This window comes from Actinomadura parmotrematis (assembly GCF_019458805.1).
Classification (GTDB): Bacteria; Actinomycetota; Actinomycetes; order Streptosporangiales; family Streptosporangiaceae; genus Spirillospora; species Spirillospora parmotrematis.
In genome coordinates this window covers 36,314-57,140 of record NZ_JAIBOA010000018.1, presented here as the reverse complement: position 1 = coordinate 57,140, position 20,827 = coordinate 36,314, and the positions used below count along the sequence as shown (strand labels likewise).

Annotated in this window: 18 protein-coding genes; 7 read left to right on the top strand and 11 right to left on the bottom strand. The window is 73.7% G+C overall.

Going from position 1 to position 20,827, the window contains the following annotated elements; translation table 11 throughout:
* The first annotated feature begins 111 nt into the window (after positions 1–111).
* A complete protein-coding gene (locus tag K1Y72_RS25470; protein WP_220168994.1) occupies positions 112–873 on the top strand; it encodes an IclR family transcriptional regulator in 762 nt (253 codons plus the stop codon).
* A 14-nt stretch (positions 874–887) separates the two neighbouring features.
* Here the strand turns inward: K1Y72_RS25470 and K1Y72_RS25465 are convergent, their stop codons facing one another.
* Complete coding sequence (locus tag K1Y72_RS25465) at positions 888–1,484, bottom strand: HAD family hydrolase (RefSeq protein ID WP_220168993.1); 597 nt, start codon at positions 1,482–1,484, stop codon at positions 888–890.
* A 66-nt stretch (positions 1,485–1,550) separates the two neighbouring features.
* On the opposite strand from K1Y72_RS25465, the gene K1Y72_RS25460 reads away from it, so the two are divergent.
* Positions 1,551–2,309, top strand: coding sequence for a DeoR/GlpR family DNA-binding transcription regulator (locus tag K1Y72_RS25460; protein WP_220168992.1), 759 nt, complete (start codon positions 1,551–1,553; stop codon positions 2,307–2,309).
* A gap of 24 nt (positions 2,310–2,333) precedes the next feature.
* Here K1Y72_RS25460 and K1Y72_RS25455 read toward each other — a convergent pair whose 3' ends face one another.
* The 4 genes from K1Y72_RS25455 to K1Y72_RS25440 form a co-directional block, all read right to left on the bottom strand.
* Positions 2,334–3,128, bottom strand: coding sequence for an enoyl-CoA hydratase/isomerase family protein (locus K1Y72_RS25455; RefSeq protein ID WP_220168991.1), 795 nt, complete (start codon positions 3,126–3,128; stop codon positions 2,334–2,336).
* Positions 3,129–3,197: 69 nt separating this feature from the next.
* Positions 3,198–4,331 carry an acetyl-CoA C-acetyltransferase gene (locus K1Y72_RS25450; protein WP_220168990.1) on the bottom strand — a complete coding sequence of 378 codons (1,134 nt, stop codon included), beginning with the start codon at positions 4,329–4,331 and terminating at the stop codon, positions 3,198–3,200.
* A gap of 140 nt (positions 4,332–4,471) precedes the next feature.
* Entirely contained in the window at positions 4,472–6,505 is a 2,034-nt protein-coding gene (locus K1Y72_RS25445) for an MFS transporter (protein ID WP_258573670.1), read from the bottom strand.
* 112 nt (positions 6,506–6,617) lie between these two features.
* On the bottom strand, positions 6,618–7,013 hold the full coding sequence (locus tag K1Y72_RS25440; RefSeq protein WP_308287224.1) for a hypothetical protein: 396 nt from the start codon (positions 7,011–7,013) through the stop codon (positions 6,618–6,620).
* Positions 7,014–7,118: 105 nt separating this feature from the next.
* On the opposite strand from K1Y72_RS25440, the gene K1Y72_RS25435 reads away from it, so the two are divergent.
* Both K1Y72_RS25435 and K1Y72_RS25430 read left to right on the top strand, forming a co-directional pair.
* The gene (locus K1Y72_RS25435; protein WP_220168988.1) at positions 7,119–7,280 is read left to right on the top strand and encodes a hypothetical protein; all 162 of its coding nucleotides are present in this window, start codon (positions 7,119–7,121) and stop codon (positions 7,278–7,280) included.
* A gap of 149 nt (positions 7,281–7,429) precedes the next feature.
* Complete coding sequence (locus K1Y72_RS25430; RefSeq protein WP_220168987.1) at positions 7,430–8,275, top strand: class I SAM-dependent methyltransferase; 846 nt, start codon at positions 7,430–7,432, stop codon at positions 8,273–8,275.
* On the opposite strand, the gene K1Y72_RS25425 is transcribed toward K1Y72_RS25430, so the two are convergent.
* The 4 genes from K1Y72_RS25425 to pdxH all read right to left on the bottom strand — a co-directional run bounded on the left by K1Y72_RS25425 (position 8,272) and on the right by pdxH (position 13,712).
* Positions 8,272–10,527: an ATP-binding SpoIIE family protein phosphatase gene (locus K1Y72_RS25425; RefSeq protein WP_220168986.1), complete on the bottom strand. Its 2,256-nt coding sequence runs from the start codon at positions 10,525–10,527 to the stop codon at positions 8,272–8,274. The genes K1Y72_RS25430 and K1Y72_RS25425 overlap by 4 nt on opposite strands.
* Before the next feature lie 286 nt (positions 10,528–10,813).
* Positions 10,814–11,515 (bottom strand): iron-dependent transcriptional repressor DtxR, encoded by a 702-nt coding sequence (locus K1Y72_RS25420; protein WP_308287223.1) that lies wholly within the window; start codon positions 11,513–11,515, stop codon positions 10,814–10,816.
* 125 nt (positions 11,516–11,640) lie between these two features.
* A complete protein-coding gene (locus tag K1Y72_RS25415) occupies positions 11,641–13,026 on the bottom strand; it encodes an MFS transporter (RefSeq protein WP_308287222.1) in 1,386 nt (461 codons plus the stop codon).
* Entirely contained in the window at positions 13,023–13,712 is a 690-nt protein-coding gene (gene pdxH, locus K1Y72_RS25410) for a pyridoxamine 5'-phosphate oxidase (RefSeq protein ID WP_220168984.1), read from the bottom strand. Before pdxH ends, K1Y72_RS25415 begins: the two co-directional genes overlap by 4 nt.
* A gap of 128 nt (positions 13,713–13,840) precedes the next feature.
* Here pdxH and K1Y72_RS25405 point away from each other — a divergent pair, with 128 nt between their 5' ends.
* Positions 13,841–14,953 (top strand): citrate synthase 2, encoded by a 1,113-nt coding sequence (locus tag K1Y72_RS25405; RefSeq protein WP_220168983.1) that lies wholly within the window; start codon positions 13,841–13,843, stop codon positions 14,951–14,953.
* Between the two features lie 67 nt (positions 14,954–15,020).
* On the opposite strand, the gene K1Y72_RS25400 is transcribed toward K1Y72_RS25405, so the two are convergent.
* Complete coding sequence (locus K1Y72_RS25400) at positions 15,021–17,813, bottom strand: ABC transporter substrate-binding protein (RefSeq protein ID WP_220168982.1); 2,793 nt, start codon at positions 17,811–17,813, stop codon at positions 15,021–15,023.
* A gap of 77 nt (positions 17,814–17,890) precedes the next feature.
* Here K1Y72_RS25400 and K1Y72_RS25395 point away from each other — a divergent pair, with 77 nt between their 5' ends.
* Positions 17,891–18,250 carry a hypothetical protein gene (locus tag K1Y72_RS25395; protein WP_220168981.1) on the top strand — a complete coding sequence of 120 codons (360 nt, stop codon included), beginning with the start codon at positions 17,891–17,893 and terminating at the stop codon, positions 18,248–18,250.
* Between the two features lie 46 nt (positions 18,251–18,296).
* Here the strand turns inward: K1Y72_RS25395 and K1Y72_RS25390 are convergent, their stop codons facing one another.
* Positions 18,297–19,553, bottom strand: coding sequence for an RNA-guided endonuclease InsQ/TnpB family protein (locus K1Y72_RS25390; RefSeq protein WP_308287221.1), 1,257 nt, complete (start codon positions 19,551–19,553; stop codon positions 18,297–18,299).
* Positions 19,554–19,687: 134 nt separating this feature from the next.
* On the opposite strand from K1Y72_RS25390, the gene serC reads away from it, so the two are divergent.
* Positions 19,688–20,824, top strand: a complete 1,137-nt coding sequence (gene serC / locus K1Y72_RS25385; protein ID WP_220168980.1) for a phosphoserine transaminase — start codon at positions 19,688–19,690, stop codon at positions 20,822–20,824.
* The last annotated feature ends 3 nt before the right edge of the window (positions 20,825–20,827 follow it).

The window sequence follows — 20,827 nt, the reverse complement described above, 5'->3', positions numbered from 1 at the left end:
TCGGAGGGGTCGCCGGTCGCGGGCGCGCCGGGCCGCCGCGGGGCGGCCGGGCGGGACGGCCTCACCGATTCGCGCACGCGCGGCCACGGAAAGTGATCCAATGGTGCCAGTATGGACGGGACTCCGAAGCCGACCCTCATCGCCTCGGTACAGCGCGCGCTGCGCCTGATGGAGATCGTGGCGGCGCACCCGAACGGCGCGCCCGCCAAGCAGATCTCCCGCGAGGCCGGGCTGCCGCTCGCCACCACCTACCACCTGCTCCGCACGCTCGGCCACGAGGGCTACGCGATGCGCCTGTCGGACGGCGCGTGGGTGCTCGGGCCGCAGGTGGAGAGCCTGCACGGGCAGAGCCGGGCGCAGCAGCTGCTGGCGCGCATCCGCCCGACGCTCGTCGCGCTCCGCGACGAGCTCGGCGTCGCGTCCTACTTCGGCGTGCACGAGGACGACCAGATCCGCATCATCGACGTGGCGGACGGGCCGCGCACCCCGCGCGTGGACACCTGGGTCGGCTTCGACGACGCCGCGCACGCCACCGCGATCGGCAAGTGCATCCTCGCGCAGATGGACGCCGACACCCGCCGCGAGTACCTGCTCCAGCACCCGCTGGTCGACCTCACCCCGCACACCATCACCGAGCAGCGCCGGCTGTTCCACCTGCTGGACGCCTCCCCGCACCTGTCGCTCGACCACGAGGAGTACACCCTCGGCACGGGCTGCGCGGCGGTGCCGGTGACCGACGCGACGGGCAGCGTGCTCGGCGCGCTCGCGATCTCCTGCCGGTCCGCCAAGCTGCCCAAGATCGAGGCGGAGGCGGACCGGATGAAGGCGACCGCGGCCCGCATCCAGCGCACCCTCGCGCTCACCGCCACCTGAGCGGCGGGCGCCCGTCAGGCCGCCGCGGCGAGCTCGGCGCGCAGCCGGTCGACGCCCGTGAAGCGCAGGGCCCGGATGCCGAGGGCGCGCGCGGCGTCGATGTTGTCGGCGCGGTCGTCGACGAACGTCACCTCGCCCGGCTGCGCGCCGAGGCGCTCGCAGAGCCGCCGGTAGATGCGCGGGTCGGGTTTGGCGAGCCCGAGGTCGGCGCTGAACACCCGGTGCCGGAACACCGACGCCCAGGGCGCGGCGTCCACCCGGCGGGCCAACTCGGCGGGGGCGTTGGACAGCAGCGCGAGGTCGGCGCCGCCCGCGGCGAGCTCCTCCAGCAGGGCCAGCGTCCCGGGGTTGAGGTGGGACCAGGCGCGCAGGTCCAGCTCGACGAGGACGGCGACGAGGTCGTCGTCCAGGGCGCGGCCGATGCGGCCGAACACCCCGGCCCAGAACTCCGCCGCGGTGACGGCGCCCTCGTCGTAGGGGCGGCGCCCGGCCCAGTAGGCGGGCCAGAAGGCGTCCGCGGGCGCCCCGGCGGCCTCGCGGAGCAGCACGCCGGCGCCCTCGGGCGGGGCGAGGCTGATGACCTCGCCGTAGTCGAACACGATCCAGCCCATGACGCTCCCCGGAGGCTCGGCGACCTTTCGTTGACTTTCTAACACAGAATCTGTTCAAATGAACATATGGAAAGTTCGGAACGTCAGCTGGCGCTCATCGAGCGGTTCCGCACCGCCGAGCACGTCACGGTCGCCGAGCTCGCCGAGCTGACCGGCTCGTCGGAGATGACGATCCGCCGCGACCTCGACCAGCTCGCCGCGCGCGGCGTGGTCCGCCGGGTCCGCGGCGGCGCCGTCAGCCTGCTGCTGCGCGGCGAGGCGCCCCCGTACGCGGTGCGCGCGCACGAGAACGCCGAGGTCAAGGCGCGGCTCGCCGCCGAGGTCGCCGGGCTGCTCGCCGACGGCGAGGCCGTCGTCCTCGACAGCGGCACGACGACGCTCGCCGTCGCGCGCGCGCTGGCGGGCCGGCGCCTCACCGTCGTCCCCCTCGACCTGCACGCGGCGATGGCGCTCGCGGACGCGCCGGAGGTGCGGCTGCTGCTGCCGGGCGGCCTCGCCACGCCGGGCTCGCTCTACCTGACCGGCCCGCTCACCGAGAACGCGCTCCGCTCGCTGCGCGTCGACACCGCCGTGATCGGGGTGTGCGGCCTGGACGCCGAGTACGGCCTCACCGCGCACGACCTGCACGAGGTGCCGGCGAAGCGGGCCGCGATCGCGGCGGCGCGGCGGACGATCGCGGTCTGCGAGGGCGGCAAGCTGGCCCGCGCGGGGCTCGGCGTCGTCTGCCCGGCGACCGACCTGGACGCCGTCGTCACCGACGCGAGCGCGCCACCGGAGATCGTCGCCGCGCTGCAGAGCGCCGGCGTCGCCGTCCGGATCGTCTAGCGCCCGGCCCGCGTCCGGCCGGGCTCAGCGGCCCTTGAAGTCCGGTTCGCGGCGCTCCAGGAACGCGGTGATGCCCTCCTTGGCGTCCTCGGTGGCGGCGAGCGCGACCAGCTCGCCGAGCAGGTGCTCGACCTGGTCCTCCAGCGGCCGGCCCTCGATCGCGAAGAACGCCCGCCGGCCGCGGCGCAGCCCGAGCGGGCTCTTGGCGGCGATCGCGCGGGCGAGCGCGTCCACCCGGGCGTCCAGGTCGGCGCGCGGGACGACCTCGCTGACCAGGCCGATCTCGTACCCTTCGGCGGCGCTGATCCGCTCGCCGGTGTAGTAGAGCCGGAAGGCGTGCTTGGGCGCCGTGTTCCGGTTGATCACCGCCATGATCATCATGGGCCAGAGCCCGACGTTCACCTCCGGCGTCGCGAGCGTGACGTCGTCGGCGGCGACCACCACGTCGCAGGACGCGGCGAGGCCGAGGCCGCCCGCGACGGCGTGCCCGGCGAGCCGCGCGATCACCGGCTTGCCGAGCTTCGGGATCGCGGTGAACAGCCGGAACGGGGCGCTCTCGCGGATCGCGCTCCCGTCGGTGACCGACCCGCCGGCGGCCTGCTTGGCGCCGAGGCCGCCGAGGTCGGCGCCCGCGCAGAACGCCCGGTCGCCCGCGCCGGTCAGCACGATGACGCGGACCGCGTCGTCCACGTCGGCCTTGGCGAGCGCGTCGAGGAGCTCGGCCGTCATGGCGTCGCTCAGCGCGTTGCGCGCCTCGGGGCGGTTCAGGGTGATCCGGGCGACCCGGTCGCGCACCTCGAACAGGATCGTGTCGTACATGGGCCTCCTCGGACGCGGAACGGGCGGGACCCCGCCAGGAGGTCCCGCCCGCCGATCGTACGGGTGACGCTAGACGCGCTCGATGATGGTGGCGTTGGCCTGGCCGCCGCCCTCGCACATCGTCTGCAGGCCGTAGCGGCCGCCGGTGCGCTCCAGCTCGTGCAGCAGCTTGGTCATCAGGATGCCGCCGGTCGCCCCGAGGGGGTGGCCGAGGGCGATCGCGCCGCCGTTGGGGTTGGTCTTCTCCAGCGCGGCGCCGGTGTCGTGCGCCCAGGCGAGCGGGACGGGGGCGAACGCCTCGTTGACCTCGAACACGTCGATGTCGTTGATCTTCAGGCCGCTGCGCGACAGCGCCTTCTCGGTCGCCGGGATGGGGCCGGTCAGCATGTAGACCGGGTCCGAGCCGGTGACGGCGAGGGTGTGGATGCGGGCGCGGGGGGTGAGGCCGTAGCGGTTCACCGCGTCCTCGGAGGCGATCATGACGGCGGAGGCGCCGATGGAGATCTGCGAGGCGACGGCGGCGGTGATGACGCCGCCCTCGCGGAGCAGCTTCAGCCCCGCCATCTTCTCCAGGGTGGTGTCGGGGCGGGCGCCCTCGTCCTTGGCCAGCCCGGCGATCGGGGCGATCTCGCGGTCGAAGTAGCCGGCCTCGATGGCCTTGCCCGCGCGCTGGTGGCTCTCCAGCGCGAACCGCTCCAGGTCCTCGCGGGTGTAGCCCCACTTCTCGGCCATGAGCTCGGCGCCGCGGAACTGGGAGATCTCCTGCATGCCGTAGCGGCCGGCCCAGCCCTCGCCGTAGGGGAAGTCCAGGCCCTGCACGATGCTGGCGCCCATCGGCACCTTGGCCATCTGCTCGACGCCGGCGGCGACGACCAGGTCCTGGGTGCCCGACAGCACGCCCTGCGCGGCGAAGTGGATCGCCTGCTGGGACGAGCCGCACTGGCGGTCGATGGTGACGCCCGGCACCGACTCGGGGAGCCCGGCCGACAGCCAGGCGGTGCGCGCGATGTCCAGGGCCTGCGGCCCCACCTGCATCACGCAGCCCATGATCACGTCTTCCACGGCGGACGGGTCCGCCCCGGTCCGGTCCACGAGCTCCTTGAGCACGTGCGCGCCGAGGTCGGCGGGGTGCACGTCCTTCAGGGCGCCCTTGCGGGTACCGACGGGGGTACGGACCGCGCCGACGATGTACGCCTCGGCCACTGCGCCTCCAAAAGCTGGGGTACGGGTTCCGTCCCGAAACCGAGTGGGATTCGGTTAGTCAGTATGAGATTACATCCCCCGGGACGCAACGCCCGCTGTGACCTCGATCCCACCCCGCCCCGACGGCGGCGCGGCCGATACTACTCGCCGGTAGGCCCGCTTGGGGAGTGCACCTCCCGCCCCTCGGCGTCGTCGCCGAGGGTGTCGCGGGCCAGCTCCCGCAGCAGCGCGGTGAGCTCGGGCTTCTCCTCCGGCGACCAGCCGTCCAGGTGCGCGGCGAGGCCCTGCTCGCGGGCGGAGACGAGCCGGTCGGCGGCCTTCGTGCCCGTCCGGGTCACCGTCAGCGCGCCGTTGTCGCGGACCACGTACCCCTCGTCCACGAGCCGGTCGACGAACGGCCGGCCCTGCTCGACCGGGACGCCCGCGCGGTCGGCGAGCTCCTGCCCCGACACCGTGCCGTCCCGGGCGATCCGGCAGAGCGCCCACATGCTGCCGGCCGGCAGCGCGATCCCCGACAGCGCGCCGAGCCGCGCGTAGACCTCCTTGGCGCCGGGGTCGCGGCGCATCAGCTCCGACAGGGCGCGCTCGATCTCGCGCCGCGACGAGCGCGCCGACGCGCCGCCGAGGCCCTCGCCGTAGTCGGTGGCCTGCGCCGTCGCGCGGAGCGGCACCTCCCGCAGGAACCAGGTCAGCACGCAGGCGACGAGCGCGATCGGCACCGCCCACTTGAACACCGTCTGGATCGACGCGGCGTAGGCGTGCAGGAAGTCCTGCTGGACGACCGCCGGCAGCTTCTTGATGACGTCGGGGTTGCCCTGCGCGGCCGTCGCGTCGAACCCGCGGGGCAGCTCGCCGCGCCGCGCGAGGTCGGTCATCTCGGTCGCGAGCCGGCTGGCGAACACGCTGCCGAAGACGGCGACGCCGAACGAGCCGCCGATCTGCCGGAAGAAGGTGACGCCCGAGGTCGCCGCGCCGAGGTCGGCGTAGGGCACCTGGTTCTGCACCGCGATCACCAGCACCTGCATGACGAGGCCGAGGCCGAAGCCGAGCAGCGCGAACCGCAGGCTCATCGACCAGGTGCTGGAGTGCTCGTCCATCCGCGACAGCAGGAACATCGCGAGCGCGACGATCGGGGTGCCGACCACCGGATAGATCTTGTACCGGCCGGTGCGCGAGATGAGCTGCCCGGAGCCGATCGAGGCGACCAGCAGGCCGATCATCATCGGCAGCAGGTGCACGCCCGACAGCGTCGGGCTGACGCCGTGCACCACCTGCAGGAAGATCGGCAGGAAGGTCAGCGCGCCGAACATCGCGAAGCCGATGACGAAGCCGATCGCCGAGCAGAGCGAGAACACCCGGTCCTTGAACAGGTGCAGCGGCAGGACCGGCTCGGCCGCCCGGTGCTCGGCCCAGATCCAGGCGGCGATGAGCACCAGCGCCGCCGCGCCGAGACCGATGATCTGCGGCGAGATCCAGTCGTACTCGGTGCCGCCCCAGGTCGTCATCAGCACGAGCGCCACCGACCAGCCGACGATGAGCAGCGTGCCGAGGTAGTCGATCCGGTGCTGGTGCCGCTCGCCCGGGGTGCGCAGCACGAGCGCGATCGCGATGAGCGCGAGGACGCCGACCGGCAGGTTGATGTAGAAGACCCAGTGCCAGGACAGGTTGTCCACGAACCAGCCGCCGAGCAGCGGCCCGCACACGCTGGACACGCCGAACACCGCGCCGAACAGGCCCTGGTAGCGGCCCCGGTCGCGGGGCGGGACGACGTCGCCGACGATCGCGACCACCAGCACCATCAGGCCGCCGCCGCCGAGCCCCTGGATCGCCCGGAACGCGATGAGCTGCCCCATCGAGCCCGACAGCCCGCAGAGCGCCGACCCGACCAGGAAGATCACGATGGAGGTCTGGAACAGCCGCTTGCGGCCGTACTGGTCGCCGAGCTTGCCCCACAGCGGGGTGGAGGCGGTGGACGACAGCAGGTAGGCGGTGACGACCCACGACAGGTGGTTCAGCCCGCCGAGATCGCTGACGATGGTGGGCAGCGCGGTGGACACGATGGTCTGGTCCAGCGCCGCCAGCAGCATCGCCAGCATCAGCGAGCCGAGGATCACCGCGAGGTTCCTGCCGTGCGGCATCTCCCTCTCGCGCTGGGCCGAAACGTCAGCCGTCATACCGCCCCCCATGGCAGAATCCCCCGGTCACGGGAGAGGCCTACCCATCCGGCCCGCGAAGATCACGTGCCGGCCGGGACGTCCTGCGGCGGCGTCCTGCCGGGGGCGGCCGTCATTTCACCAGGTCGCGCCCCACCTTCGCCGCGCCGAGCGCGGTCGCGCCGCCCGACACCGCGACGGCGGCGGCCGTCGCCCAGAGCGGCACCGCGCCGCGCGACTTCGCGCCGCTGACGGTGTCCAGCGCGTCCACCGCGAGGCCGAGCCGCGCCCACAGGTCGCGGGCGCGGCCGCGCGCCAGCAGGTAGCCGCCGCCGAGCGCCAGCTCGCGGGCGGCGAACGCCCTGGTGATGTAGTCGCGGCCGCCGTCGCCGGCGCCGAGGCCGAGCAGCCTGCCGGTGAGCCCGGGGGCGGCGAAGGCGACGGCGCCGAGCGCGACGCGGCCGAGGGCCAGGTTCTGCATGAGGGCGTCCAGCGTGTCGACGCCGTTCTCTTCCTTCACATCTGCCACATCCGGGAGGCTACCGGCCGCACCCCGGCGCCCGGCGGCCGGGTAAGCCGCTCCTTACCCGGCTAGGCTGGGGGCGGCGGCCCGTCCCCGGACCTGAAGGTGACCATGGAAGGCATCATCGCGCTCGTCGTGGTCGCGCTCCTCGCGGCCTTCTGCATCCGCTGGGCGATGATCCGGATGCACCTGAACCCGCCGGCCCGCAACGCGATCCTGGTGGTGTTCGTCCTCGTCGTGCTCGCCCTGTGGGGGCAGCACCTGAACGGCTGATTTCCGCTGCCGCCGGCGAACCTTTCGGCTCCGCCGTGAGTCATACCCGGTGAAACCGGCTTCCCTTCTTTTCCCCGCTCCCTGATCCGGCGTCCGGTGCGAGCGGCGACCCCGCCCGGTGAGGCCGACCGATCGTAGGGAGATGCGACGTGCCTCAGCCGGCCACCACGACCGAGCAGCCCGGCAGGGGGGCGGTCGCGCCGCACCTGCAGCGGCTGCTCGACTTCGCCGAACCGGCGCGCGGCGACGTGTGCCTGGACGTGGCGCGCGGCCACGGCCCGATGCCGGCCGCGCTCGCGCCGCGCGTCCGGCACGTCAGCGCGGTCGACGCGGTGCCGCCGGCGCCGGTGCGGCGCGCACGCGAGCGGTCCCGCACCGTGGAGTTCGGCACCGGGCCGGTCCGCATCGCCGGCGACGGCGACCTCGCCGCGCGGCGCGTCCCGGCCGCCCGGCCGCAGCCGCGCCCCGAGCGGGCCGACCCCGAGGGCGTCACGGTGCGCGCCGAGGCGACCCGGCTGCCCTACCGCGACGGCGCGTTCTCGCTGGTCACCGCCCGGTTCTCGCTGTACACGCTGGGCGAGCCGCGGCGCGTCGTGCGCGAGCTGCTGCGCGTCTGCGGGCCGGGCGGGCGGCTCGTCGTCGCCGACCTCGTCCGCCCCAACCTGGCGGGACCGGGCCGCGAGCGGCTGGAGCGGCTCCGCGACCCCGACCACCGCGGCACCCCGTCGCTCGCCGCGCTCACCGACCTCATCACCGGGGCGGGCGCGACGGTGCGGCGGATGGACGTGTTCACCGTGGAGCGGCCCATCGAACCGTGGCTCGCCGGCGCGCACAGCGCCCGCGCCGCCGAGCGGATCCGCGACGAGCTGATGGACGAGATCGACGGCGGCCCGGCGACCGGCGCGCGGCCGCGGCTGATCGGCGGCGAGCTCTGGTTCACCCAGTCCTGGGCGCACGTCGCCGCCGAGCCCGTCCAGCCCGTCCAGCCGGCCTAGTCGAGCGGGATCTCGAACCAGACGGCCTTGCCGTCGCTGGTCGGGCGGGCGCCCCACCGGCTGGCGAGCTGGTCGACCAGGTACAGGCCGCGGCCGCCCTCGTCGGTCTCGCCGGCGCTGCGGATGCGCGGCAGCCGCATGTCGGTGTCGAACACCTCGACCCAGACGGCGTCCGCGCCGCGCCGCAGCCGGAGCCGGAACTCCTTGGACCGCGGCTCGCGGCGGCCGAGCTGCTCGGCGAGGTCGGTGGTGAGGCCCCAGTCGTCCTCGTCGAACGGGTCGCCGCCGAACTGGCCGGGGCCGCCGCCGTCCAGCACCAGCTCGCGGCGCGGCGCCGGCGTCGTCGCGGCGTGCAGCACGACGTTGGTGACGACCTCCGACACCAGCAGGCAGGCGAGCTCGGCCCGCTCCTCGGCCATGCCCCAGGACGCGAACGCGTCCGAGGCGAGCCGCCGCGCCTCCGACACCATGATCGGCTCGGCCGGGTAGCTGCGCTCGGTGACGGCGAGCTCCTCGGGCGCGGTGCGGATCACCACGATCGCCACGTCGTCGTTGACGTCGCCGGGCACCGCGTCGTAGGCGGCGTTGGCGATCGCCTCGACGCCCTGCCGGGACACCGCGGCGACCGCGGACCGCACCATCTCGCGGGCCTGCTCGCGCGAGTAGTAGGCGCCGTCCTCGCGGGGCCGCCGGTCGACGAGCCCGTCGGTGTACAGCACCAGGGTGGTGCCGGGCTTCAGCTCGGCCGACTCCTCGGTGAACAGGATCTCGCCGCCCATGCCGGGGCCGCGGACGCCGAGCATGACGCCCTCGCTGCCGAACTCCAGCTCCGACACCACGCCGTCCTGGACGAGCAGCGGCGGGTCGTGGCCGGCGTTGGCGAACTCCAGGACGCGCGACCAGGCGTCGTAGACGAAGTAGGTGCACGACACCAGCGGCGGGCGGACGAGGTCGTCGCTGTTCCAGCCCGACCGCATCCGCTCGGGGCGCGTCATCGTGCGCACCCACTCGTCGAGCTTGCGCAGGATGTCGGCGGGCGGCTTGTCGTCCTGGGCGAAGGCGCGGAGCGCGGCGCGCAGCTGCCCCATGACGGCGGCGGCGCGGGCGCCGCGTCCCTCGACGTCGCCGATGACGAGGCCGACGCGGCCCGCCGACAGCGGGATGACGTCGTACCAGTCGCCGCCGACCTGGGTCTGGATGCCGTGCCCGTGCGACTCCAGCGGCCGGGCCGGCTCGTACCGCCAGGCGATCTGCAGGCCGTCCAGGCGGGGCGGGGAGTCGGCGGGCAGCAGGTGCTTCTGGAAGGCGAGCGCGGTCTCGCGCTCCTCCTCGAACAGCAGCGCGTTGTCGACCGACAGGGCGACGCGGCTGGCGATGGCGCCGAGCAGGTCGCGGTCGAAGCCGTCGTAGTGGGGGTCGACGCGCTTGGTGAGGTTGGACAGGGCGAGGCTCATCACGCCGAGCAGCTCGCCGCGCACCAGCAGCGGCGCGGAGATCACCGAGGTGACGCCCATCGCGTCGCCGAGCCGCTGCGACGGCTCGGTGGGCGCGGCGAAGCGGTGCTGGAGCATGTCCTCGACCAGGACGGCGTCGCGGCGCGCCATCGCCTTGGCGCTGAAGTGGCCGGGCGGGTAGGACACCGCCTCGCCGACCTCGGCCCAGGTGCCCGGCGGCGGCGTCCACCCGCCGGCGTGCCGCGACACCCGGCGGAACAGCCGGTCGCCGGAGAACAGGTCGATGAAGCAGTGGTCGGCGAACTGCGGGACGAGGGTGTCGGCGACGCGGCGGAGCGTGGACTCCAGCTCCAGCGACCCGGCGAGCCGCTCCCCGATGCGCTCCAGCAGGCCGTAGCGGTCCTGCTCGCGCTGGTTGGAGCGGAGCGCCTCCCGCGCGAAGATCACGATGCCGTCGACGGCGCCGGACGGGTGCCGCAGCGGCACCGCGTGCGCCCGCGTGTAGACGGTGGAGCCGTCGGCGCGCAGGTTGCAGAAGGTGCCCTCCCACACGCCGCCCTTCAGGACGTGCTTGGCGAGCTCGGTGGCCTGCTCGTGGTCCTCCTCGGCGATGCCGAGCGACAGCACCGAGTGGCCGATGAGCTCGTCGCCGCCGAACCCGAAGAGCTGGCGCGCGAAGGCGTTGCCGTAGATGACGTTGCTGAAGCGGTCGCAGACGACGACCGCCATCTCCATCTGGTTGAGGACGGTCTCGGGCGGCAGGTGCGCCTCGTAAGGCGTCTCCCCCCAGCGCTTCATGTGCCCATCCCGGTTACCGTCGCGTTCCTCGCCCGCCGCTGCCGTGATCCTCGCTCACCCGGAGGGGCGAGCGCCACTGTCGTATTGAACGACGTCCCGGGGGCCCGGAAGCGCCGGAACGGCGGAACGCTGTGGAGATCTTCGGTAATGACCGCACGGCACGGACCGCCCACCGGCCCACCATAAGGGACGAAGGCGGGCAGGCCATAGCCGCCCGCGGCGCCGGATCGGGTCCGCCCCGCCCGGCCGCCGCGGCCGTCCACGCCCCGCTCCGCCGTCGCGTCCCCTAACGCCGGCTGACGAAGACGTGCTCGGCTATGGTGCTCGGCAGCTCGGTGTCCGGCACGCCGGCCTCGTCGTCGCAGGTGACCCGGACGCCGTCGTCGGTGGCGCGGAGCGTCACCTCGCGGCCGGGCTGCACGCCGATCTGCTTCAGCCGCAGCATGAGGTCGCTGTCGCTCTGCACCTGCTCGCTGATGCGGCGGATGACGACGGGCGCGCCCGCCGCCGACGCCACCGTGCTCATCAGCGCGATCGGGACGCCGGCCGCCTCGTCGTCGTGGCCGCCGAGCTCGGCGAGGCCGGGGATCGGGTTGCCGTGCGGGCAGGCCGTCGGGTTGTCCAGCAGCGCGACGAGGCGCCGCTCGACCTCCTCGGACATGACGTGCTCCCAGCGGCAGGCCTCGATGTGCACGTCCTCCCAGGGCATGCCGATCACGTTGACCAGCAGGCACTCGGCGAGGCGGTGCTTGCGCATGACGCTGACGGCCAGCCGGCGGCCGGAGTCGGTCAGTTCCAGGTGCCGGTCGCCCTCGACCCGCAGCAGCCCGTCGCGCTCCATCCGCGCCACCGTCTGGCTGACCGTCGGGCCGCTCTGCGAGAGCCGCTCGGCGATGCGCGCGCGGAGGGGGACGATCCCCTCCTCCTCGAGCTCGAAGACCGTACGGAGATACATCTCCGTGGTGTCGATCAGGCCGTGTGAGGTCACAGGCTCCCTCCAGTCTCGTGGCCTCGAGTCTACTTGCTCCGCACTCCCTCGAACGGTTCGCGCGGGCATCCCCGTGGTGGGGGAATCGGGACAACGCCGGAACCGGCCGGGTTGTTCCCGTTCGGTCACGCTCCGGGGCCGCCCGCCGCCGGTTCGGCGGTCCCGGCCGCCGTCCGGGTGTCGTAGCGCAGCAGGGCGGGCGCGGCGAGGGCGGCCACGACGACCAGGACGGCGCAGGCCACGCCGCCGCCGACCCAGGACGCGGTGGCGCCGACGGCCGTGGCGGTGACGCCGGCGCGCAGGTCGCCGAGGCGGGGGCCGCCCGCGACGACGACGGTGAACACGCCTTGCAACCGGCCGCGCATCTCGTCGGGTGCGTAGGTCTGCAGCATCGTCTGCCGGAACACCGCCGAGATCAGGTCGGCGGCGCCGCCGACCGCGAGCAGCGCGACGGCGAGCCAGAGCGAGTGGGCGAGGCCGGCGGCGGCGACCGCGAGGCCCCAGGCGACGATGGCGGCGACGAGCGCGACGCCCTGGCGGTGCACCCGGCCGATCCAGCCCGACATGAGGCCGCCGAGCACCGAGCCGATGGCGATCGAGGCGAACAGCCAGCCGACGGCGTGCGCGCCGCCGAACCGCTCGTCGGCGACCTCGGGGAACAGCGCGCGGGGCATCGCGACGCCCATCGCGATGATGTCCACCACGAACGACATCATCAGGACCGGCTGGGTGCCGAGGTAGCGCAGGCCGTCCCAGACCGAGCGGAGGCCGGGCGCGGCGGCGGGGACGTCGCCGAGCGGCGGCAGGTCGGGCAGCCGGAGCGCGGCGTACAGGCCGACAGTGAACAGCACCGCGTCCAGGCCGTAGGCGAGGGAGTAGTGCCCGGTGCCGATGACCAGGCCCGCGAGCAGCGGCCCGGCGAGCATCCCGACCTGGCTGGCGGTGAAGTTCAGGGTGGTCGCCGCGGCCACCTCCTCCTTGGGGAACAGCCGCGGCACGATCGCGCTGCGCGTCGGCGAGGACACCGCGAACCCGACCGACTGGACCCCCACCACCGCCATGAGCAGCAGCAGGCTGTCCAGGCCGAGCAGCGCCTGCACCAGGAGCAGCAGCGTGGACGCCCAGGTGATCAGCGAGGAGGCGAGCAGCAGCTTCCGGCGGTCCATGTGGTCGGCGACGGCGCCGCCCCACAGCCCGAACACGATGAGCGGGACGAGGCTGACGATGCCGAGCGCGCCGACCCAGGCCGAGGAGTGAGAGATGTCATAGACCTGGACCGGCACCGCGACGGACGTCACCTGGAAGCCGACGAACGACACGCCCTGCCCGATCCACAGGCGCCGGAAGGGAGCGTTCCGGAGCGGGTCGGTGTCGATGGCGAAGCGGCGCAGGCCCCGCTTGCGGGGCGGTTCGGGCAGGACGGTGGGGGCGTCGAGCGGGCTCGCCTCGGCGAGCGCCTCCTCCTCGGGCGTCGGCTCGGAGCCGGCGGGGGGTCGTTTCTCCAGTGTCACGGGGACAGTCTGACCATCCGCCAGGAGTGCTCCTCCCCCGCCTCCCCCTCGCGCTCGTAGCGGAGCCGGTCGTGCAGCCGGTTCGGGCGGCCCTGCCAGAACTCCACGGCCGCGGGCACGACGCGGTAGCCGCCCCAGAAGTCCGGCAGCGGGACGGCGTCGGCGTCGTCGCCCTCCGCGGGCGCGGGCCAGCGCGCCTCCAGCTCGGCGTAGCGGTCGGCGAGGTAGGCGTCGTCGGGGATGACGCCGGACTGGTGCTCGCTGGTCCAGGCGCCGATCCGCGACCCGTAGGGCCGCGTCCGGAAGTAGTCGGCCGACTCCTCGCGCGACAGCCGCTCCACCCGGCCGGTCACCCGGACCTGCCGGCGGACGGCGTGCCAGGGGAACACCAGCGCGGCGCGCGGGTTGGCGTCCAGCTCGCGCCCCTTGGCGGAGGTGTAGTTGGTGAAGAACTCGAAACCGGCGGCGCCGTAGCCCTTCAGCAGGACGGTGCGGGCGTCGGGGACGCCGTCGGCGGTGGCCGTGGCGAGCACCATCGCGTTCGGCTCGGGCAGGTCGGCGGCGGCCACGTCGGCGAACCAGGCGGCGAACAGGGTGAGCGGCTCGGCGGGGACGGCCTGCTCGCGCAGCCGGGCCCCCTCGTAAGATCTGCGGAGCCGTGCGGGGTCGGGCGTCGAGTGATCCACGGCGTCATACCTTCCCACCTGGCCTTCGGCCATCGCACCGGGGCCGGGGTACTCGTCGGTAGGGCGGACAGGGTTCAATGGCACGGCACCGCCTTATCACTTCATGGGGACGAAAGGCAGGACGACACATGTCCGACTTCAAACCTGGTCTGGAGGGCGTGGTCGCCTTCGAGACGGAGATCGCCGAACCGGACAAGGAGGGCGGCGCGCTCCGCTACCGGGGCGTCGACATCGAGGAACTGGTCGGCCGCGTGTCCTTCGGCGACGCCTGGGGCCTGCTGGTGGACGACTCCTTCGCCCCGGGCCTCGCCGCGGCCGAGCCGCACCTGCTGCCGGTCACCTCCGGCGACGTGCGGGTGGACGTGCAGGCCGCGCTGCCGACGCTGGCGCCCGCCTACGGGATGCGCCCGCTGCTCGACATCGACGACGAGACGGCGCGCGCCGACCTCGCCCGCACCTCGGTGACCGCCCTGTCGTTCGTGGCGCAGTCCGCGCGCGGCGTCGGCGTCCCGCTCGTCCCGCAGTCCCGCGTCGACGAGGGCAAGACGATCACCGAGCAGTTCATGATCCGCTGGCGCGGCGAGCCGGACCCCAAGCACGTCCAGGCCATCGACGCCTACTGGGTCTCGGCCGCCGAGCACGGCCTGAACGCCTCCACCTTCACCGCCCGCGTCATCGCCTCCACCGGCGCCGACGTGCCGGCGTCCATCTCCGGCGCCATCGGCGCGATGTCCGGCCCGCTGCACGGCGGCGCCCCGGCCCGCGTCCTGCCGATGATCGACGACGTGGAGAAGTCCGGCGACGCCCGCAAGGTCGTCACCGACATCCTCGACGGCGGCGGCCGGCTCATGGGCTTCGGCCACCGCGTCTACCGCGCCGAGGACCCGCGCGCCCGCGTGCTCCGCCGCACCGCCAAGGAGCTGAACGCGCCGCGCTTCGAGGCCGCCAAGTCGCTGGAGGACGCCGCCCTCGCCGTCCTGCGCGAGCGCCGCCCCGACCGCGCGATCGAGACCAACGTCGAGTTCTGGGCCGCGGTCATCCTGGACTTCGCCGAGGTCCCGACCGCGATGATGCCGGCCATGTTCACCTGCGGGCGCACCGCCGGCTGGGCCGCGCACATCCTGGAGCAGAAGCGCACCGGGCGCCTCGTCCGGCCGTCCGCCCGCTACACCGGGCCGGGCACCCGCTCGATCGACGACGTGACCGGTTCCGCGGAGGCCCTCAAGCGTTACGCCGGCTGACGCGCCGGTCCCTCCCGCGCAACGCTGAGGCCCCCGGGACGCCCGGGGGCCTTTTCGTCGCCCTCGGTCAGCCCTTCGGGCACCGCTCGCGGTGCGCGACCTCCGAGGTCAGCCGCCCGCAGACGGTCACCATCCGCACCTTCCCGTCCGGCTGGACCGTCGCCAGCAGCACCGCCTTGTCGGGGACGGCGTGGCCGGTCGCGCGCGGCCCGAACACCAGCGGCCCGGACGCGCCCTGCGCCCTGGCGCCGCCGCCGGGCTCGGTCAGCTCCGACAGCACCGCGGCCGCCGACGGCAGGCTGCGCTGCTCCCCGTAGATCCGCTGCGCGGTGCTCATCAGCGCGCTCGCCGCGTCGTAGCCGAGCGCCGAGTGCGCCTGCGACGGCCGCTCGTTCGCCGGGGCGTCCTTGCCGACCAGGTCGTCGACCAGCGGCCCGAACGAGGTGTAGAACACCTGCAGCGGGCTGGCGCCGACCCACTCGGGCGTCCATGCCTCGCGCGCGGCGAGCGGGGTGTAGAACAGCCGGATCGAGGCGGTGCTGCCGATGTCGGCGGCGTTGTCGCTGACGTACTTGGTGACCTCGTCGCCGGCGAGGACGACGCGGGTGCCGTGGCAGTCGGTGTTGGCGAGCCGGTCGACGAACAGCCGGAACTCGTCGGACCGGCCCGCGTAGTAGAAGATCCGGCCGGCGTCCTGGCACGCCTGCTGGACGCGGGCCGGCACCTGGCTCGGGTCGTTGTAGGGCAGCATCGTCACCGAGCCGCGCGGCAGGCCCTTGCCGAAGTAGTCGGCGAAGTCCCTGGCCAGGTCGGTGCTGTACAGGTCGTCGTTGCTGGTGTCGTAGAACACGTCGGCGCCCTTGGCGGGCGGGCCGGTCTCCCCGTCGCGCGCCCAGAACGCGGCGTGCTCGGCGAGGCGGGAGTTCGGCGGGGCGAGCCGGAAGTAGTACGGCGAGAAGTCGCCGCCGGCCCGCGCCGCATCGTCGATCTTGCCGGTGTCGTCGTAGGTGTTGGTGGTGCCGACCATCGGCAGCGCCGACTTCGACAGCTCGGCGATGGCCTCGCTCGTCTGCCGGCGGCTCTGCCCGAACCCGACCACCCCGACGATCCGCGGGTCGTGCGCGGCCTCCGTGCGGATCCGCTCGGCGACCTCGGCGGCGTATCGGAACCGGCTGCCGGCGTTGGCGAGCACCACCCGCACGTGCGGCAGCCCGCTCGTGGCGTTGTTCCGCTGCTGGGCGAGGGCGACGCCGACGAGCTCGCCGTGCACGTCCGACTGCAGGTCGTTCTGCGGGTTGCGGGTCGTCGGGTCTACCGACATCGCGCCGAGGTAGACGATCGTCACGTAGGGGCGGCCGGAGTCCAGCACCGCGTCGTTCAGCTTCTCGATCCGCCGCTCGGTGGCGGCGAGCCGCCCGGCGAACACGTAGGACCCGTCCGTCAGCCCGACGCACTCGCGGTCGCCGGCCCGCCACACGCTGAACGGCGCGCAGTACCGCACCGCCTGGAACGAGATCACCGCGACGGACGCGGCGACGACCGCGCCCATCGCGATCCACGGCATCGCCGGGTGCGTCGCCCACGGGCGGCGCCGGCCCCGGTAGGGCGGCTCGGTCGACGAGCCGTCGCCGTCCGTCGCGTCGACCAGGAAGGCGCGGGTCGGCCCGAGGACGTTCGCGCGGCGCCGGTCCGCGCGGCTCCGCTCCCAGAACGGCGGGGCCGCGCCCGGCCGGGCGAGCCGGTCGAGCCCGATCATCTCGGCGCTCGCGACGGGCGTCCGCACGAGGCCCGCCAGCTCGGCGGCGTCGCTCGCGGACGCGCACCCGACCGCGATGACCAGGGGGTCGAAGCGCGGCTCCGCCCTCCGCACGCTCTCGACCAGCACGACGAACCGGTGCGCCGCCCGGTCGGCCGGCATCGCGTCGATCACCACGGCCGGGTAGCGCACCCGGGCCCAGGCGGCGCGCCAGATCCGGCGCCGGTAGGACTGCCGCAGGTCCTGGAGGAAGGCGTCGACGAGCAGCTCGGCGACCGGGTCGCCGGATCCGCCGCGCGCGGCGCCGCGAGGCTCGTCGTGGAAGAGGGCGAGGGCGAACCCGGTGAGGCCCTCGCCCGGGTCGCCGCGCAGGTGCCGCTGCTCGGTGAGCCAGCGGTAGTGCCGGCCGCCCGACCAGTCGCGGGTGCGGCCGAGGATCTGCCCGAGCAGGACCGAGAGGCCCGCGGCGGCGGCGATGAGGGCGGTCACGAGGTCCACGGCGGACGCGGCGGTCGCGCTCAGCAGGGCGACCACCGCGACGCCGATCGGCGCGATCTGCCCGATGTAGTCGAGCGCGGAGCCGAGCCGGCCGCGCTGCCCGGGCTCGGCGGCGGGCACGATCACCTGGCGCTGGGCGCGCACGGCGCGCTCCATCCGCTGCCTCTGCTCGGCGTGCTCCCCGGGCCGCCGCAGCTCCTTGACGAGCGCCCACTGCTTCTTGAGGAACTCGTCGGAAGGCTCGTTCTCGTCCCCCCTCTCCTCCTGCTCGATCCGCGTCAGGCGCAGTTCCACCAGCCAGAGCACCAGGCTGAGCAGCGGGAACCGCAGCGCGGCGGGCCCCTGGGACAGCCCGCGGCTGATCTGCCTCAGCAGCAGCGGCAGCTCGTCGGACCGCGGGGACGCGGCGGAGTCGGCGCTCAGGTGGACGGCGGGACCGTCCGTCTTCGCGCCGACCGCCAGCTCGCGGGTCGCGCTCCCGTCGGGGTCCACGACCACCAGCAGCGGGCGCAGCCGGTCGCCCTGCCGGGCCGTCGGCCGCTCGCGCAGCCGCGCGAACAGCGTGAGCAGGCCCGCGTACCGTTCGGCGCCGCCGGGCTGGGACATGGTCACGCATGTTAGACGCCGCGCACCGGCGAAGAGATCACGATGACGTCTCTCCGCCCGTTTGCGATGATTGCCCGGTGAGCACCCACGACGACGAGCCCCTGGACGGCGACATCGGCCCGGCCGCCCCCGCCACGGCCCCGCCGCCGTCCACGCCCGTCCCGGACCGGGCGGCCGAGCTGCGCCGTTACGAGGAGGAGCGCGAGGCGCGCCGCCGCCGCACCGACAGGATCGCCGGCCGCATCGCCCTCTGGGCCGCCGTCCTGCTGCTCGCCTTCCTGGCCTACGACTCGGCGTCCACCGCCGTGGAGGCCCACCGGCGCGGAGACGACTGGCTCTACCCGCCCGCCGCGAACGCCGCCCTCTTCACCCTCGCCGCCCTGGCCCTCACCGCCTGGTCCCGGTCCCGCCACCGCCATCGCCGCCGCACCCGATGACGCGACCGTCTCGGGATGTGAACCCACCGGCGATCTCAGGGCCAGCTCAATTGGCATCCTCTTCGCCTTGAGGGGCGGAGATTCCCTCCATACAACGCGGAGTCCGCGCGGCATCGGGACGGGTTACCGCTTCACGGCGCGGTGCCGGGACGGATCCCGGTCCTACCCGCGCTCGACGGTCGTTTAGCCTCTCCGCCTGCCCGGCGGCGAGCACGTTGAGGGCCGCGTTCACATCCCGGTCGTGGACAGCCCCGCACGGGCAGGTCCACGAGCGGACGTCGAGTGTTTTCTTCTCGCTGATGCGGCCGCAGGCCGAGCACATGCGGGTGGAGGGGAAGAACCGGTCCACCCGGCCGAAGGTTCTGCCGTAGCGGGCGGCCTTGTACTCCAGCATCGCGGTGAACGACGCCCACCCGGCGTCGTACACCGATGTGGCCAGCCGGGTGCGGCCCAGGCCGGTGACGCACAGGTCCTCGACGTACACCGCTTGGTTGTCGCGGATGATCTGGGTCGAGAGCTTGTGCTGCCAGTCGCGCCGGGCATCGGCCACCCGCGCATGCGCACGAGCGACCTTCATCGCGGCCTTGCGACGGTTGGCCGAGCCTTTCCGCTTGCGCGCCAACCCCTGCTGCAACCGCTTGAGCTTGCGGGCCGCCCGCCGCAAGAACTTGGGCGCGGTGACCTTGGTGCCGTCCGACAGCACCGCGAAATGCGTCAACCCCAGATCGATCCCGACCGCCGACTCCACCGGTGGCAATGCCTCGTCTCGGCCGGTGTCCACCACGAACGAGGCGAAGTACCGGCCCGCCGCATCCTTGACGATCGTCACTGACGAGGGATCGGCGGGCAGGGGCCGCGACCAGCGCACCGCCACATCCCCGACCTTCGGCAACCGCAGTCGGCCATTGACCAGCACCTTGAATTTGGCGTTGCGGGTGAAGCGGACGGCCTGCCGGTTGTCCTTGCGCGACCGGTACCGCGGCGGGGCGAACTTGCGTCCTTTGCGTTTCCCGGCGAGGGAGGCGAAGAAATTGCGGTAGGCGGCGTTGAGGTCGGCCAGCGCCTGTTGCAGCACCACCGCCGACACCTCGCCCAACCACGCCCGCTCCGGCATCGCCTTCGCCCGCGTGATGACCCGCTTGGACAACTCCCCATCGGAGATGTACGGCAGGCCCTGCTCGTGTGCGTCCCGCCGGGCACGCAACCCGTCGTTGAACACCACACGCGCGCACCCGAACGCCCTCGCCAACGCGACCTGCTGACCAGGCGACGGATACACGCGGAAGTTGTACCGCAACTGCACGTCACCATCGTACTCCCCAGCGGTTTGACCGTCCGGCCCATACGCAACCGAGCTTCGGCGGCCTTCTCCGCGCGCCCCTTCCACCTGGTCCGAAGGCTCGGAGGGCCGACTTGCGTTCCGGTAGCCTTCTGCGGGTGACCGAAGCCGCGAATCCCGCCATCGTCATTCCCGCCGACCTCAAGCCCGCCGACGGCCGCTTCGGATGCGGTCCGTCCAAGGTCCGGCCCGAGCAGCTCGCCGCTCTGGCCGAGTCCGGCTCGACCTACCTGGGCACCTCGCACCGGCAGAAGCCCGTGAAGTCCCTGGTCGGGCGTGTCCGCGCCGGGCTCGCGGACCTGTTCTCGATCCCCGAGGGCTACGAGGTGCTGCTGAGCAACGGCGGCACGACCGCGTTCTGGGACACCGCCGCGTTCGGGCTGGTCCGCGAGAAGTCCCAGCACCTGGCGTTCGGCGAGTTCTCCAGCAAGTTCGCCAAGGTCACCAAGGGCGCGCCCTGGCTGGCGGACCCCTCGGTGATCTCCAGCGACCCGGGCACCCACCCGGCCGCGGCCGCCGAGGCCGGCGTCGACGTGTACGCGCTCACCCACAACGAGACCTCGACCGGCGTCGCGATGCCGATCGCCCGCCCGGCCGGCACGTCCGCCGACGAGGCGCTCGTGCTGGTGGACGCGACGTCCGGCGCGGGCGGCCTGCCCGTGGACGTCAGCGAGACCGACGTCTACTACTTCGCGCCGCAGAAGTGCTTCGCCGCCGACGGCGGCCTGTGGGTCGCGCTCGCGTCCCCGGCGGCGCTCGCCCGCATCGACGAGATCGCCGCGTCCGACCGGTACGTGCCGGAGTTCTTCAACCTGAAGACGGTCGTGGACAACTCGGCCAAGGACCAGACCTACAACACCCCGGCCGTCGCGACGCTGCTGCTGTTCGCCGAGCAGATCGAGTGGATGAACGCCCAGGGCGGCCTGGAGTGGACGACGGCGCGCACCGCCGACTCGTCCCAGCGGCTCTACACCTGGGCCGAGAAGACGTCCTACACCTCGCCGTTCGTCGCCGACCCGGCGCAGCGCTCGCAGGTCGTCGGCACGATCGACTTCGCCGACGAGGTGGACGCCGCCGCCGTCGCCAAGGCGCTGCGCGCCAACGGCATCGTCGACACCGAGCCGTACCGCAAGCTGGGCCGTAACCAGCTCCGCATCGGCATGTTCCCGGCGATCGACCCGGCCGACGTCGAGGCCCTCACCGCGAGCATCGAGTACGTCGTCGAGCGCCTCTAGCGC